The 15,943-nt window shown below is 46.0% G+C and carries 9 protein-coding genes; 3 read left to right on the top strand and 6 right to left on the bottom strand.

Annotated elements, in window-relative coordinates; all coding sequences use genetic code 11:
• Positions 1–135 precede the first annotated feature (135 nt).
• Positions 136–2,223 carry a single-stranded-DNA-specific exonuclease RecJ gene (recJ, locus tag QZW82_RS31010; protein ID WP_293157848.1) on the bottom strand — a complete coding sequence of 696 codons (2,088 nt, stop codon included), beginning with the start codon at positions 2,221–2,223 and terminating at the stop codon, positions 136–138.
• A gap of 350 nt (positions 2,224–2,573) precedes the next feature.
• Between recJ and QZW82_RS31005 the strand changes: the two genes are divergently transcribed.
• A complete protein-coding gene (locus tag QZW82_RS31005; RefSeq protein ID WP_293157854.1) occupies positions 2,574–3,479 on the top strand; it encodes a bestrophin family ion channel in 906 nt (301 codons plus the stop codon).
• Between the two features lie 229 nt (positions 3,480–3,708).
• Here the strand turns inward: QZW82_RS31005 and lnt are convergent, their stop codons facing one another.
• The 3 genes from lnt to QZW82_RS30990 form a co-directional block, all read right to left on the bottom strand.
• Complete coding sequence (gene lnt, locus QZW82_RS31000) at positions 3,709–5,547, bottom strand: apolipoprotein N-acyltransferase (RefSeq protein WP_293157845.1); 1,839 nt, start codon at positions 5,545–5,547, stop codon at positions 3,709–3,711.
• 298 nt (positions 5,548–5,845) lie between these two features.
• A complete protein-coding gene (gene psbA / locus QZW82_RS30995) occupies positions 5,846–6,928 on the bottom strand; it encodes a photosystem II q(b) protein (protein WP_293157842.1) in 1,083 nt (360 codons plus the stop codon).
• Between the two features lie 608 nt (positions 6,929–7,536).
• Positions 7,537–7,884, bottom strand: a complete 348-nt coding sequence (locus QZW82_RS30990; RefSeq protein ID WP_293157839.1) for a histidine triad nucleotide-binding protein — start codon at positions 7,882–7,884, stop codon at positions 7,537–7,539.
• A 395-nt stretch (positions 7,885–8,279) separates the two neighbouring features.
• On the opposite strand from QZW82_RS30990, the gene QZW82_RS30985 reads away from it, so the two are divergent.
• Positions 8,280–9,809 carry a YifB family Mg chelatase-like AAA ATPase gene (locus QZW82_RS30985; RefSeq protein ID WP_293157836.1) on the top strand — a complete coding sequence of 510 codons (1,530 nt, stop codon included), beginning with the start codon at positions 8,280–8,282 and terminating at the stop codon, positions 9,807–9,809.
• Positions 9,810–10,267: 458 nt separating this feature from the next.
• Here the strand turns inward: QZW82_RS30985 and QZW82_RS30980 are convergent, their stop codons facing one another.
• The gene (locus tag QZW82_RS30980) at positions 10,268–12,136 is read right to left on the bottom strand and encodes an adenylate/guanylate cyclase domain-containing protein (RefSeq protein ID WP_293157833.1); all 1,869 of its coding nucleotides are present in this window, start codon (positions 12,134–12,136) and stop codon (positions 10,268–10,270) included.
• Positions 12,137–12,294: 158 nt separating this feature from the next.
• Positions 12,295–15,600, bottom strand: coding sequence for a PAS domain S-box protein (locus QZW82_RS30975; RefSeq protein ID WP_293157830.1), 3,306 nt, complete (start codon positions 15,598–15,600; stop codon positions 12,295–12,297).
• Positions 15,601–15,779: 179 nt separating this feature from the next.
• Here QZW82_RS30975 and QZW82_RS30970 point away from each other — a divergent pair.
• Positions 15,780–15,943: helix-turn-helix domain-containing protein (locus tag QZW82_RS30970; protein WP_293157851.1), on the top strand; the 164-nt coding region annotated here is incomplete at its 3' end.

The following is a 15,943-nucleotide window of genomic DNA, read 5'->3' as shown; positions in this document are numbered from 1 at the left end:
TCGTAAAGTAGCAACAATGCTTGGATTGGATCTAAGTGGAGTTGGTAGAGGTGATTTGTCAGCACCTATAAGACTTAAATTGTGGTCTTGTGAATCCCCTCGCCTTTAGGCATGGGGAGATGTCAACGCGATGAATTAGATTTGCGATCGAATACCGAGGGCGTGTTTAGCCGTTTGAATCAAATTCTCGAAAAAAGGTAGAGATACATCAACTTCTCTAGCATCCTGGCGGGATTTACCCAACAAACCGACGCTTTGTCCCGGTTCAACAACCAAAACTTGCCCTTGAGAATTGCGAATTCTCAACTCCTCTTGAGAACCGGCGGGAGACAGACTGCAAGAATAAGTGCGATCGCAATAATCAAACTCAACTTTTCCGAACACCGACGGCCTCGAACTAGCAGCACTTGCCACTAAGCGGACACCCAACAATTCCAACTCAACCGAAGTCTTGCCATTAAAACTATTTTCCCGCAAGCGGTAAGCAATATCAACCCGCCGAGGCAACGGAAAATATTCGCCCCAACGCCACGCAATCCCCTTCAAACTAGCCGAACCTTTTTCATCTTGAGTTGCAGTTAGTTTAACATGACCTCCCTTACCAACAATTTTTTGTTCAGTAATACAAACATTAGGCGTCCAAAATACAGGAGCCTTATTTTCAATCCCGCAAGGTTCTAGAGCATCAATTTGTCGGTAAAGGTCAAGATTAATTTCAGCCAAATCCGCTCGCACATCTACTGAAACCAAGGGTTTGAGGTGTTCCGGCTGCAAACATTGATTCGCAAAAATTGACAGTTGCTTGCGGAATTGTTGAAGATTCTTGGCAGGCATAGAAAAACCGCCAGCCGCCTTATGTCCGCCAAATTTAGTTAATAAATCCGCACAAAAATTCAGCCCGTCAAATACATTAAATTCAGGAATTCCCCTCGCCGAACCCCGGATGATATTACCCGTTTCACCACCCTCATCCTCAAAAGTACCGATAAAAACGGGCACGCCGTAACGTTCGAGCAACCGAGAAGCTACAATCCCAATCACCCCGTGGTGCCAACCGGGCTGCACGACTACTAAAACTCGTTCCTGCTGTAAATTAAGAGCACTTTGCTCGCACCAAGCAATTGCTTCCTGCTCAATTTCCTGGCACAACTCCTGTCGGCGCTGATTGATTTGTTCGCACTGCATCGCATTTTTGAGTGCCAATTCGCGATCGTCCGTTGTCAGCAACTCTATCACAATTTGAGGGTCAGCCAGCCGCCCTACAGCATTAATCCGCGGCCCCAGCCGAAAACCAATATCTTCAGGCTTTAAGGTATTGTTAGCTTGACTTTTTGAATTAAAAAGAGGTAAATTTTCCGCACTTGCCGGCTGCACTCCCGCCACCTGAATCAAAGCTTGAACTCCGGCTAATTGCGAGTGAGGCAAAAGTCGCAAACCCCGCTTTACCCAGCGGCGGTTAACTCCTGTCAGAGGCGCCAAATCCGCAATAGTTCCCAACGTAAATAATTCCAGCAGCGGATTCACCAACCCGCCAACTTTCTTCAAATCTTGAGCCAAAGTAATCGCCAAAACATAGGCAACACCTACCCCAGCCAAACCGCGATAGGGCGAAGATTCTGCAATTAATTTTGGGTTGAGAATAGCATCAGCCGGGGGCAGTTTTGGCGGCAAATCGTGGTGGTCTGTAATAATAACTTTTACACCGAGTTCTCGCGCTCTGGCAACTGGGCCATAAGCTGCAATCCCGTTGTCTACCGTCAGAATCAGAGCCACACCTTCGGCATGAAATTCTTCTACAATGCGATCGTTAATCCCGTAACCTTCGTGCATCCGACTGGGAATAGCATAATCAACATTCGCGCCCAAAGCCCTGAGAGCTCGCAGCAACAAAGCCGTGCTCGTCATTCCATCAGCATCGTAGTCGCCGCAAATCGCAATTTTCTGGCCTGTTGAAATCGCTTCCCGCAACAATTTGACACTCGCAGCCAAATCGGGAAATTCATCCAGTGGCGCAGGCAAAACCAGAGATTCCGGTTCGATAAACCCTTGCACTTCTTCGAGAGAATCGATACCGCGATTGATTAGTACCTGTGCTAGCAAGCATGACAAACCGATTTCATTGGCAAACTGTTCGGCTTGCTGTGGTTGAGGCGAATAAATTTGCCACCGTTGGTTCGGCAATCGGGGAGAATGCGGGGGTACAGATGTCGGTAGCTCTGGCACGGAAGCTGAGGTCTAAAGATACATAACCAATCTTACCCAATTAAGTGTCTCATGAACTCAATATTAGATTGGCGATCGATCGCAAAGATGAGTTTTTTGGGTAAAATCCGAAGGTTGTGCGGATAAAAGCAGTGTGGTGAACAGTTGACTGTTGACAGTTGACTGTTGACAGCGAAGTGATAATAACGGAGATTTAAACTCGGTTCTTATCACAATCTGCCTTCATGCTGGGGCTTCAAACCCTTGCTATTCGGTGAAAGTGCGATCGCATCTGAAAACAATGTCTGGCAAACACTTGTCAAGTCCGTACAGTGCTGCATTGCTGGATTTTATTTTAACAGGAGATTGTGATGATTTCAGAAAAGCGGCCCTGGTTTAAAGTTGCCTTCCAGTTTCAAGGGTCGATCATTTTTTTCATCTGGCGCCGCGTCATGCTGTGCGCTGGTTTTGGGTTGTTGATTTCGGTACTGTACTTTTTTAAACTCCCAGTATCCTTGCCCATCTTATCAAGCATTGTTCCCAGTATAGTCCTCGGCTTATTGTTAGTGTTTCGGACAAATACGGCTTACGATCGATTTTGGGAAGGCAGGAGGTGCTGGGGAACCTTAATTATTGCAGTCAGAAATTTGGCACGTCAAATCTGGGTATCTATTAGCGATCGAGAACCGGATGATTTAGCGAAAAAAAAGTCTACTTTGCGATTATTAGTAGCTTTTGCCATAGCGATGAAATTGCACTTGCGCCAAGAACCCATTAGCTCAGAAATAGAGCCTTACGTACTACCCCAACAGTATGAAAACCTAAAAAAAATGAACAATCCTCCCCTTGAGATTGCTTTTTGGATTGGGGATTATTTGACGATACAGTACGAGGCAAATAACCTCGATGTCTATCGGCTAACAGCGATGAATCAGTTAGTAAATAGCATGATTGAGGCTTTGAGCGGTTGCGAGCGAATTTTGAGAACTCCTATACCTCTGGCCTACGCGATTCATCTCAAACAGCTACTCTTGCTTTACTGCTTGGCACTGCCTTTTCAAATGGTGAAGGAGTTAACTTGGGGGACAGGCCCTGTGGTAGCTTTAATTAGTTTTGCTTTGTTTGGTATCGAAGAAATCGGCATTGAAATCGAAAATCCTTTCGGACACGATGCCAATGATTTACCTTTGGATAATATTTGTGCTACAATGCAGCGCAATATCAACGATTTAATTACTTTATCTCCTAGCGTTCATGCTAGGCCAAAAGAGCATTAGAGTCATTGGTCATTAGTCATTAGTCATTAGTTATTAGTTAACTGTAGCAGCGCGTTCACTAATAAATCTGACTCGTGCCAACAGATTTAACTAACTATAGCGGTTCTCAAGCGTGGTGAGGTATGCCCTATGCCCTATGCCCGGTTTGGCCTATGCCCGGTTTGGCCTATGCCCTATGCCCATGAGTACCTCACATGGGAGATCGAAATGCTATAGCTTCCGCCTAACGTTAATTTCTAGCAATCAACCACATTAACCCAGCTAAAACCAACAATAAAGGCGTCAGCCGATCGCCCCACCGCACGTACAAAGTCCGAGTTTGCCGCCGATAAATAGTAGCATCTCGGACTTCATAGGTATTAATTCCAGACTTCCAAATCGTCTCGCCGTGAGGATTTACAAAAGCAGAATAACCTGTATTAGTTGCGATCGCAGCCCATCTATCTGTCTCAATGGCTCGCATCACATCGAGAGCGTGATGTTGAGCCAGCATCGGCGTTTTGAAATGGGCATTGTTGGAAGCTGTGAGCATAAATTCACCTCCATTTGCCGCCTGATATCGGAAAATTTCCGCAAACGCCGAATCGTAACAAATCCCCACAATGGCGCGACCAAAGGGCGTATCGAACAATTGTTTAGAATTGCCTGGTACTAAATGAGCATCTAAGGGAGAAAGCCGATCGATAATCCCGCCTAAGATTTCAGAAAAAGGGATATATTCGGCTAAAGCCACTAGCTTTAGTTTATCGTAGCGATCGACAATTTCTCCTGTTTTGTCGATCGCCAATAAGCTATTAGTCGTGCTATCCCCTTCCTGTCCGAACCCTCCAACCCAAGCCAGAACACCGCGTTCCAGAATCGCTTGGTAAAAGGAAAGAGTAGAACGCTGATACTCATTTGTCCAGATAAAAGGCAAAGCCGTCTCTGGCAGTAACACAGCATCGACTTTCCTATCTGCTAACTGTTGGTATCCAGCCGTGTAACCTTCCAAAGCGCGCCGCCAACCACCTGAATCAAACTTAATCTCGTTAGGAATATTGCCTTGAATAATCCCAATTTTTAATGCTGTTCCCGCTTCTTGAATTAAAGGGCGATCGTACAAACTCCAGCCGACAATATGCAAAACTAAAAATAAACCCGCAGGCAAAATATAAGCAACCCACTTCTGCCCTCGGACTTCTCCCTTCTTCTTTCTTTTTACCTTGAGCGAAGCCGAAAAGCCCTCCTCCTTTTTCATCCCATCCGTTACATCCGTTACATCCGCTATACAATCCGTTGCCGAACTTCCCTCTTCCTTCTTCCCTCTTCCTTCGATCCAAGCTTCGGCAATTAAGCCATTAACTGCTACAATTGCCGCTGTTACTGCGCTGGGCCCGGAGAGTTGTCCGAGGTGCAAAATTGCTAAATTGTGCGGGCTTTGTGTATAAGATAGAGATGTCCACCACAGCGATCCTGTACTCCAAATACTTTCTAAGCCGCACCACAAAGCTGTGCCAATTAACACGCGAGTTAACCCTGAGAATTTAGAGCTACCCCCCCCAGCCCCCCCTTGTAAAGGGGGGGAGTTAAGAGTACCAGTCCCTCCTTGTAAAGGGGGGGAGTTAAGAAGAATAAGAAGAGGATTTTTGCGTGGTAAAGTTAGGGAGTTGAGAATTATAAATAGCCACGCCCAAACAGTGACTAATCCGGATCCCCAGAATGTGATGAATACCCAGCAAAAAAGTGCGATCGCCAAACTGGGCCACCAAGGAACTCCCAACCAAGTCATTGGGTGTATTCCCATAATCCAATATATAGCTAATCCGTGATAACCTATTCCCCAAAGTACAGGAAGAAGGAAGAAGGAAGAAGGAAGAAATTTTTGTTTTTTTTCGGTGATTATTGGTCGTTGATAACTGATAACCAAAACCCATAGGGGAACTAATGCCACCCATGCCAACAGCCAAGCATTGAATGGTGCTGTTGTCAATGCCATCAAAATGCCACTCAAAAATGCGATCGCCCCGCCTAATATTTGAGTTTTCTCAACCGCGAGTTTTTCCAATTTAAGTCTGTTAAATATCGCCACTTTGATAATTCCTAATTAATAAATATAATAATTCTTAATCAATATATCATATCATAATAGTTTGTAGTAAGGACTTTAGTCCTTTTTTGGATGCGGACTAAAGTCCTCACTACAAACCTGTTCGTAGTAAGGACTTTAGTCCTTTCTTGGATGCGGACTAAAGTCCTCACTACAAACCTTTTTGATTGGCATCTTTACAGCCGAAATAAGATCGGAAATAAATCTCTTAATTTATACTTGCCAAAACAAAAAGCGCCCTCCTTTGGAGAGAGCGCTTTTTGTCAATCAAAAGCTAAATTTAGCCGTTGATGGAAGGAGCAACCATTGCTACTGGGGTGACTTCACCGGCGGCCAAGTCGAGGGGGAAGTTGTGAGCGTTGCGCTCGTGCATTACTTCCATACCCAAGTTGGCGCGGTTGATGACATCCGCCCAAGTGTTGATAACGCGCCCTTGCGAGTCGATAATCGATTGGTTGAAGTTGAAACCGTTCAAGTTGAAAGCCATTGTGGAGATACCTAAAGCGGTAAACCAGATGCCGACAACTGGCCACGCACCTAACAAGAAGTGCAAGGAACGGCTGTTGTTAAAGCTGGCATATTGGAAGATCAAACGACCGAAGTAGCCGTGGGCTGCAACGATGTTGTAGGTTTCTTCTTCTTGACCGAATTTGTAACCGTAGTTTTGTGATTCACTTTCGCTTGTTTCACGAACCAAGGAAGATGTTACCAAGGAACCGTGCATGGCGGAGAACAAGCTACCACCGAATACACCAGCAACTCCCAACATATGGAAGGGGTGCATTAGGATGTTGTGCTCTGCTTGGAACACGATCATGAAGTTGAATGTGCCGCTGATACCCAGGGGCATACCGTCAGAAAAGCTGCCTTGTCCGATCGGGTAAATCAAGAATACTGCGGTAGCAGATGCCACAGGTGCAGAGTAAGCTACGCAGATCCAAGGACGCATTCCTAAGCGGTAGCTCAGTTCCCACTGACGACCCATGTAGCAAAAAATGCCGATGAGGAAGTGGAAAATGACGAGCTGGTAAGTGCCGCCGTTGTACAACCATTCGTCTAAAGAGGCTGCTTCCCAGATTGGATAGAAGTGAAGCCCGATCGCATTCGATGAAGGAACAACAGCACCGCTGATCAGGTTGTTGCCGAACATCAAGGAACCAGCAACTGGTTCGCGGATGCCGTCAATATCCACAGGAGGAGCTGCCACAAAGGCAATGATGTAGCAGATGGTAGCGGTCAGGAGAGTTGGGATCATGAGTGTCCCAAACCAACCAACATAAATCCGGTTATCGGTGCTAGTTACCCACTCGCAGAACCGTTCCCAAACGTTGCCGCTTTCGCGACTCTGTACGGTTGTTGTCATGTGTTTTATGATTGCTTAATTGAATTTTCAAGGTTCGTTGTGGAAATCTCCACGCTTATATTAGTAACACTATTCACAACAGTTTGCAAAGGGATTAGTGCTTATATTTGAATAAATTTATAATCCTTTACATAACTTGATTTTTGATGAATCTCTGTGGCTGTTTGCAAAGTAATATTACAGAATAAATACGGTTAAAATACAGCGAACAGAAGAGCTGAATCTTTAGTATTTAGGTTGGTTCAGCAGTTAAGTCAAATTATTTTTGTGGAGGTCAAACTTCTTTATAGTTAAACATATCTTAATTAGCGATTGAGCAGATAAATTTTAATATTAGTTTACATATTCTGGGTGGATTGACAGTTGACAGTTGACGGTTGACAGTTGACGGTTGCAGAACGATAATCAAATCATTGATGCTTGAGGAGTATCGGCTCTATTCAAGAAGTTATTTATGTTCTCACGGATGTGGCGATCGCACTAAATTCTCCACAATCGGCAATCAACCGGATTCGTCAACTAAAAACCCGGTTTATCAGGCGCTTTGCAATTGCCATAAACCGGGTTTCTGAGGCTGAGTTCGTAGAATTGTACCTAAAAATTAGCCTTTAGCCTGGGGGCCACTTCATGTGCCGTCCACCGAGAATGTGAAGGTGCAGGTGATCTACGGTTTGGCCGCCGTCATTGCCGGTATTGATGACGACGCGATAGCCATTGCTGAGTCCGAGTTGTTCGGCTACCCGTTTTACAGTCAGCAGCAGGTGTCCCATGAGGGCATGATCTCCCGATTCGGCATCGGCTAATTTGGGAATAGGTTTTTTGGGAATGACGAGGATGTGGATGGGCGCTTGTGGATTGATATCTCTGAAGGCGAGGGCTAAGTCGTCCTCATAAACGATGTCTGCGGGAATCTCTTTGCGGATGATTTTGCTGAAAAGCGTTTCTTGGGTTGTCATGGGTGTTAAGGAAGGAAGAAGGAAGAAGGAAGAAGGAAGAAGGAAGAAGGGGGAGGAAGCATCCCGATTTAGTAAAAAGCGTTTTTTCAGAGTGCGAGCGTCCCGCTCGCTTGCCTATATATCTCTTCAGAGTGCGAGCGTCCCGCTCGCTTGCCTATATATCTCTGGCGCTCAGGATGCTCGCACTCCTGTGAAAGAAAAGTTGGGACGCTTCCAAGACGCAACACGCGAGGGGACAAGGGGAGGAAGGAAGGGGGAAGAGGCAGGAGAAGAGAAGGAAGAGCAGAAAAGGAAGAGGCAACGAAAAGTTTTTCTTGCCTCTTCTGATATTCATTAGTCATTGTTAATCATAATAGATGATGGAGCGAAGACAGGCAAATTGAGGATAAACAAAAATGCTTGCGAGGGTTTGGAGTGCATCGATCGTAGGAATTGACGCGGTAAAGGTGGGTGTGGAGGCTGATGTATCGGGGGGACTGCCGAAAATTGTGGTTGTGGGGTTGCCCGATTCGGCGGTGCAAGAGGCTAAAGAAAGGGTTAAGGCTACGCTCAAAAATTCGGGATATGGTTTTCCGATGCGGAGTATTGTGATTAATTTGACTCCGGCGGATTTGCGTAAGGAAGGCCCGAGTTTTGATTTGCCGATCGCCATTGGCATTTTAGCAGCATCGGAACAGGTCAGTGCCGAGCTGTTGGGAGATTATTTGTTTTTGGGGGAACTCTCTTTGGACGGGAGTTTGCGGCCTGTGGCGGGGGTTTTGCCGATCGCCGCTGCTGCTGGAAAAATGGGGATTTCGGGGTTAATTGTACCAGCCGCCAATGCAACGGAAGCGGCTTTAGTAAAAGGAATATCTGTTTACGGTTTTGAAAATATATTTGCAGTTACTGATTTTTTGAACAATCCTCAAGTTTATTCACCGATACAAGTAAACGGTAGAGAAGAGTTAGGAAAAACCAGGTTTTCGGGTCTAGATTTAAAAGACGTAAAGGGGCAAATTCACGCGCGGCGGGCTTTGGAAATTGCGGCAGCCGGCGGACACAATTTAATTTTTGTAGGGCCGCCAGGAAGCGGTAAGACGATGCTGGCGAGACGTTTGCCAGGTATTTTGCCACCGCTGACTTTTGATGAAGCTTTGGATGTGACTCAAATTCATTCGGTGGCTGGTTTGTTGAAGGATAAGGGTATGCTGGTGAGCGATCGACCTTTTCGCAGTCCTCACCATTCAGCATCCGGGCCTTCTCTAGTGGGCGGGGGCAGTTTTCCCCGTCCGGGTGAAATTTCATTAGCACATCGCGGCATACTTTTTCTGGATGAATTAACTGAATTTAAAAGAGATGTTTTGGAGTTTTTGCGGCAGCCATTGGAAGATGGTTATGTAACGATTTCTCGAACCAGACAATCGGTGATGTTTCCGGCACAATTTACATTAGTTGCGAGTACAAATCCTTGCGCTTGCGGTTACTACGGTGATTCGATCCAACAGTGTACTTGTTCGCCACAAAAGAGGGAGCAATATTGGGCAAAACTTTCGGGGCCTTTGATGGATCGGATTGATTTGCAAGTGGCGGTTAATCGTTTGAAACCTGAGGAAATTACCAGACAGGCGACGGGGGAGGAGTCGGAACCGGTGCGGGTGAGGGTGCAGCGGGCGCGAGAGATGGCGACTCGCCGTTTTCAGTCGGAATCTGGCTTGCGGTGTAACGCGCAGATGCTAAGCAGCCACATTAACACCTGGTGTCAGTTGGATGATGCTTCCCGGAATTTGTTAGAGATGGCGATTCGGAAATTGGGGCTTTCGGCGCGGGCGAGCGATCGAATTTTGAAGGTTGCTAGGACTATTGCCGATTTGTCGGGGGATGAAAGCTTGAAGACTAATCACGTGGGGGAGGCGGTGCAGTATCGGACGATCGATCGGATGCAGTAGAATTATTTGCGATCGGTACGTTGTTGGGCTTTAGCCCTCCGATCGGGATGATATACTAAGCAAGATCGTATCAAAAAAATCATTTACATTCAAACTTCATCTTTCGCTAAAAAGGTTATAGCGTTTCTAGCGAAAGATGAGGTATTACTGACAGCTTCTATAACCCGAAAAACCTATAGGGCTGAAGCCCAACAACGTACCTTATATTTATGATAACCGCTATATACTACTAAACTAAATTGATAATAAATACGGTTGAGTTAACACAATTGGACTCTGCGTAAATTTGGGCATGATACAAAGCGCAAATGAAAATTGTTACAACACAAGTTTTTGATCGAATGAACGTTTGAGCTGTTTCCTCAAATATTCTCGCCTGTCCGTTGCTAGCTCGATTGTCGATTTTTTTCGGGTACAAACAATAAATCCACACCTACAAAAAAATTGGAAGATAGGTATTATTTACGACCAGTCAACAAATAAGTAACCATGTATCCCTTGCCCTTAACTTGAATCGCCCCTCGCTTCTGAAAAGTGTATTTATCCTTTAATATTTCATAGGTTTCGGCGGTGACTTGAATGCAGCCGGTAATCCCGTGGGATTCCATGCGCGAAGCAATATTTACTGTGTCGCCCCAAAGATCGTAAATAAACTTTTTTAAGCCGATGACGCCGGCAACTACAGGGCCGCTGCTAATTCCGATCCGAATGCTGAATGGTTCGGAATGATTTAAGCTCAGAAACCGGATTTCTTGTAGCATATCGATCGCCATATTCGCCACCGCCTCGGCATGATCCTCTCGCGGCGTAGGTAAACCGCCGACAACCATGTAAGCATCACCAATAGTCTTAATTTTCTCCAAACCGTGGCGATCGGCTAAATGATCAAAAGCTGAAAAAATATCATTGAGCACTTTCACTACCGCAGTCGCTGAAATTCTCGACGAAAGCTCTGTAAAGCCCACAATGTCGGCAAACATCACCGTTACTTCCCCAAAACTTTCGGCGATATTATGTTCATTGTCCTTCAAACGCAGGACGATCGCCGCCGGCAAAACATTCAGCAACAGTTGCTCGGATTTGGCTTGTTCCAATTCCAACTGTTGGTAAGCAGCCTGCAACTGTTCGGTTTGGAGAATTCTTTCTCGGGCTAGCTTTTCGATTTGGGCGGTGCGACTCAACGCTGTCAGCATATATGTCACCGGCAGCAGAGTCCACAACATCCCCATACTCAGAGTTCCCCAAGAACGCCAGTGCTTGCGAGTCTTCCGAATTTCCGGCGTTGCAGACACGTATAAAGACCACTGACTGCCACTAATTTTCAGCACCCTTTGGCAAGCCGCATACTGCGGGCCCGGATTGTCCAGAATCGGGCAGTTTGACCTTTGAGTTACTTTCGCAGCGGCCGATGCGGTGAACACTTGTTGGGTGGAGGATTGGAACAAAGCCTCAAATTGCGGAATTTGCGCGTCAGCAGCCCGATTTTGGAGTGCGGGGTCGCCCGTTGGCGGTAACAACGGCAGTGCTTCTGGCTTCTCTGGAGGCTCGCTGGCGAGATAAATGGTGAGGTAGTCGGTATTGCGTCCTTTTAAAGAGGTTTGGAAAATATCTTTGCCTTGAAATACACCCAGAACAAATCCTTGCAGCAGTTGGCGGCGGGATTCCAGGGTAGTCGGTTTAGTGCTGTTTTCGTAAATCGGAACTATTACCAAAAGACCCACTTCCGGCGAATTGCGCTGAATTAGACCGTCGTAGCTGGTGACAATCATTTCTCCAGTATCGCGCGCGCGATCGATCGCGGCGCGAATTTCTGGGTGGGAGGTGAGGTCAAATCCCAATGCTGTCTCGTTTCCCGCCGTTGGTTCGACGTAGAAAGCTGGGAAATATTCCGAACGCTGGCCGGCCTTGCGGAGTTCTCCCTGGAGCCCACGCTCTGTAATCTCGAAGGTGGAGTCAGTTTCGGTTCTGGCTTGGGCTTCGTATTTGGCGCGCTGGGAATTGGGAACGCGGGGGGCCCAAGCCAGCAGTTGCAGGCTGGGGTGAACGGATAGGGGACGGCCGACAAACCGAGCAAAAGAAGAACGTTCGACGGCGCTAAACGCTTTCATGTAGTCGCTGAGGGCGAGCACTGCGTCTAAGTCCGAGTTGAGTTGGCGTTCAATGCCGATCGAAATATCGTCGATGCGGCGGTGCATTTCGTAGTCGTGGCGCCTGTCTTCCCAGTCCCAAACCAAGGCAAATGCCAGGGCCGAGAATCCGACACCCAAAACAAGTGTCAACCCGGCTGGAATGTAGCGAGACCAGGATAAAGGTAGTTTTTTCAGCATAATTGCCTAGCGAATAAGGGCAGCAGATGAGCACACCGCGCAAGTGAGATTAATTTCGGCGTCTCAGTGCCGTTAATTCAAAACCTGATAACTCAAGCACCGACGGCAATTGGGCATTAAAAGTTAGATATTTAAACTTTTAGCTAAATTTCCATCCTTCACACCGGAATTTCAATCCAGAATTCTGCTCCTTGTCCGGGCGCTGAGATGCACCGCAGATTTCCCTTATGTTTTTCTACCACAATCTGATGGCTGATGGACAATCCCAAACCTGTTCCAGACCCAACCGGTTTCGTGGTAAAAAAGGGGTCAAACAGGCGCTTGCAAACGTCTTCGGTCATTCCAGGGCCGCTGTCGGCGATGCAAATAACCACGCGATCGCACTCGCCGACATTGCTTTTACTATTGTTCAACCCAGCTTTTTTCATTTCAGTACGAATCACGATCGTCCGGGGTTGTTTGCGGTTTTCCACAGCGTCAATTGCATTGCTGATAATATTGAAAAAAACCTGATTTAACTGCCCCGCACAACAGTGAATTTTCGATATATTTCCGTAGTCTTTAATGATTTCAATTCGTTTTTCTTTTGTGTCGTGGTGCAATCGATGCTGCACAATTAACAGCGTACTCTCAATTCCTTCGTGAAGGTCTGCTAACTTTATTTCTGATTGATCTAATCGCGCAAAATTCCGCAGTGACAATACAATATTACTAATTCTTTCTACTCCTACTTTCATAGAATTTAGCATTTTGGGCAAGTCTTCCTTGAGGAAATCAAACTCTATTTGCTTCAGTGTTTCGGTAATTTGCTGAGCAGGAGACGGGTAATAGTGCTGGTAGAGATTCAAAAGTTCTATTAAGTCGTTAAAATAGATGTTGGTGTGAGAAATATTGCCGTTAATAAAATTTGCAGGATTGTTGATTTCGTGGGCGATACCAGCCACCATCTGCCCGAGGCTAGACATTTTTTCTGATTGAATTAATTGGATTTGAGTATGTTGGAGTTGTTCGTAGGCTTCTTGCAATTGAGTTGCTTGTTTTCTCAATTGAGATTCCGAAGCTTGGAGTGCTGCTGCGGAAATTTTGCGGTTAGTAATATTTTCAATCATCCCTAAGTTGTAAATAGCTTTTCCTTCCCCGTCTCGGATCAAAGTAGCTGTCACATTTACCCAAACAGTTTTACCTGTAGCCGAAATATGGCGAATTTCGATTTGATAGCTCGGAATTTCTCCCCGATTGAGAGCAGCAGCAGCTTCGAGATTGTTTTGACGATCTTCGGGATGCCCAATTTCTATAAATGTTGTACTCAGCAATTCTGCTGCTGTATATCCCAGCATTTCGCAGTAAGTTTTATTGACTCGCACCAACTGGCGATCGTCTAAATTGGCTAAATAGATACCGATGGGTGCATCTTCAAATATTTTGCGAAATAGTTCCTCGCTGGCCCGGACTTTAGCTTCGAGTGAAAGCCGATCGGTGATGTCTTCCAAAGTACATAAAATGCCTACGACATTGCCGTAATTGTCATGCAAAGGTATTTTATTTGCATCCATCCAGCGCTGGGTGCCGTCGGCTTGCATTTGAGATTCAATAATGTGATATTCAGCGGTATTTTTTGCCATGATCCGGCAATCGCAATCTCGGAAAAATTTTGTTTCTTCTGGCTTCCAGGGCATATCGTAGTCCGTGAGACCGGCGATTTCAGTGGGATGATTCAAACCTGCGATTGTGGCAAAGTTTTTGTTACCTCCCAAGTAAACTGAATCTAGATCTTTCCAGGCGATTAACTGAGGGATGTTGTCGATGACCAACCACAGCATTTTTTTGGATTTTTGCAAAGCTTCCGTGCGTTCTAGGACGCGCTTTTCTAGTTCTTGATTGGCTTGTTCCAGGGCAACTTTTGACTCGCTGAGGGCGATTTCTGCTACCTTGCGATCGCTAATATCGATTGTCACCCCTTCCCAAAGTATCTCGCCGCCCGGTTGCAGTTCGGGGCGAGCAATGGCGCGAATCCATTTCAGTTTTCCCGATCGCGTAACGATCCGCCCTTCATATTTCCAAGGTTGTAAATTTTTTCCGCAAATTGTGAGTGACTCTTGCATCGGTTGTAGGTCTTCTGAATGCACCAACGACCACATTAAACTTGAGTTTTTTTGAAGTTTTTCTGGAGTTAATTCATAGAGTTCCCCACAGCCGGGACTGACATAAATGAATTCATTAGTACCGTCGAGATGCTGCAAGTATTGATAAATCATTCCCGGCAGGTTGCCGGCCATTTTTTGGAATCTAGCTTCGCTTTGCCGCAGTGCTGATTCGGCATTTTTGCGATCGCTAATGTCGATCAACAAACCATCCCAAATAATGTCACCTTTTTCGCTCAGTTCGGGTCTGGAAGCCCCGCTAACCCACTTGATGCGATCGCCCGGGAAAACTAATTTGCCTTCCCACCGCCAAGGCTCTAAAGTTTTAGCTGAGATGGCGACAGTTTCCTGGAAGTTTTGTGCATCCTCTGGGTGAATCATTTCGATCGCAGGAATAGCTGACTTTTGCAGCACCTCTGGTTCTAATTCGTAGAGTTCGCGACAGCCAGAACTGACGTAGGGGAATGACACAGCGCCATCGGCTGCTAGCTGAAATTGATAAATCATTCCCGGAACGTTGGCGGCTAGTTTTTGCAACCTCGCTTCGCTTTGTCGGAGTGCGGTTTCTGCTTCTACGCGATCGGTAATATCATAAAATGCCGATAAAATTGATGCTTCGCCCTTAAAATTAATCGCTCGCATCGACATCTTTGCCCAAAAAAAACTGCCATTTGCTTTCTTGAGGCAGATTTGGTCGCTGTCGCTAAAGCCGTGTTGTTTGACTAATTCTAGCAATTGATGGCGATCGGTGGCGTGAGCATAAAAGTCGATCTTTTTGCTACCGATAAGCTTGTCTGAACTCAAACCGAAAGTTTCTCCGAGGGCAGAATTTGCGTACAAAATTGCGCTGTCTGAACGGCGCGTAATGATCGTAGGAATGGGAGTCGCAGTAGCGATCGCCCGCAATCTTTCTTCGCTTTCTTGCAGGGCTGTTTCGGCTGCGACTCTTTGGGTAATATCGTTCTGAACTCCGATAAAATGAGTGAGCTTTCCGTCGCCATCGAGGACGGGGGAAACAGTTAATTCGTTCCAAAAAGGTGTTTTATCCTTGCGGTAATTCTTGAGAATTACCTTAACTTCTGTTCCCGATCGCAAACTCCTGCGGAGTCTGTCCAATTCAGCGCCATCCGTATCGGGGCCTTGCAAAAACTGGCAGTTGTGTCCAATGACTTCTTCCCGGGTGTAGCCAGTGAGTTTCTCAAAAGCAGGATTGCAATATATAATAGGTCTGTCGAGCCTGCCAGCATCTGCGATCAGGATGCTGTTGCTCGATGCTGCGATCGCCCTTTCTAGGAGAGACAGGTGGAAAGAGTCTGTTGTCATCGGTGGAAATATTTCTAGTCAAATAGCGAGCTGAACAATAAAATTCTTAGAAATAGCTTCACGTATTCTTATTTTATCAAATTTTATCAAAAAAATGGGTCTAAAAACCCGTCTTTTAAGACTGATTTGCATTTAGGCTGTCCTGTGTTACCATAGTTAAGACTGGTTTGGTAAACAAAATGTTAAAAGCCTTCAAGTACAGAATCTATCCGACAATTGAGCAATCAGTTTTGCTTGCCAAGTCGTTTGGATGTACTAGATGGTTCTATAACTATGCCCTCAACTTAACGTCTGAAACTTACAAGCAAACGGGGAAGGGGTTAAGCAGAAATGAAATAATCAA

Origin of the sequence: Microcoleus sp. bin48.metabat.b7b8b9.023, assembly GCF_013299185.1 — a bacterium.
In the GTDB taxonomy this organism is placed as follows: domain Bacteria; phylum Cyanobacteriota; class Cyanobacteriia; order Cyanobacteriales; family Microcoleaceae; genus Microcoleus.
The sequence above is the reverse complement of the archived record's forward strand: the minus strand, read 5'-3'. Positions and strand labels throughout refer to the sequence as shown.

Excerpts from the sequence above, each read along its gene's own strand:
- QZW82_RS31005 (WP_293157854.1), top strand. The coding sequence starts at position 2,574 with ATGATTTCAGAAAAGCGGCCCTGGTTTAAAGTTGCCTTCCAGTTTCAA.
- psbA (WP_293157842.1), bottom strand. The coding sequence starts at position 6,928 with ATGACAACAACCGTACAGAGTCGCGAAAGCGGCAACGTTTGGGAACGG.
- QZW82_RS30990 (WP_293157839.1), bottom strand. The coding sequence starts at position 7,884 with ATGACAACCCAAGAAACGCTTTTCAGCAAAATCATCCGCAAAGAGATT.
- QZW82_RS30985 (WP_293157836.1), top strand. The coding sequence starts at position 8,280 with ATGCTTGCGAGGGTTTGGAGTGCATCGATCGTAGGAATTGACGCGGTA.
- QZW82_RS30980 (WP_293157833.1), bottom strand. The coding sequence starts at position 12,136 with ATGCTGAAAAAACTACCTTTATCCTGGTCTCGCTACATTCCAGCCGGG.
- QZW82_RS30975 (WP_293157830.1), bottom strand. The coding sequence starts at position 15,600 with ATGACAACAGACTCTTTCCACCTGTCTCTCCTAGAAAGGGCGATCGCA.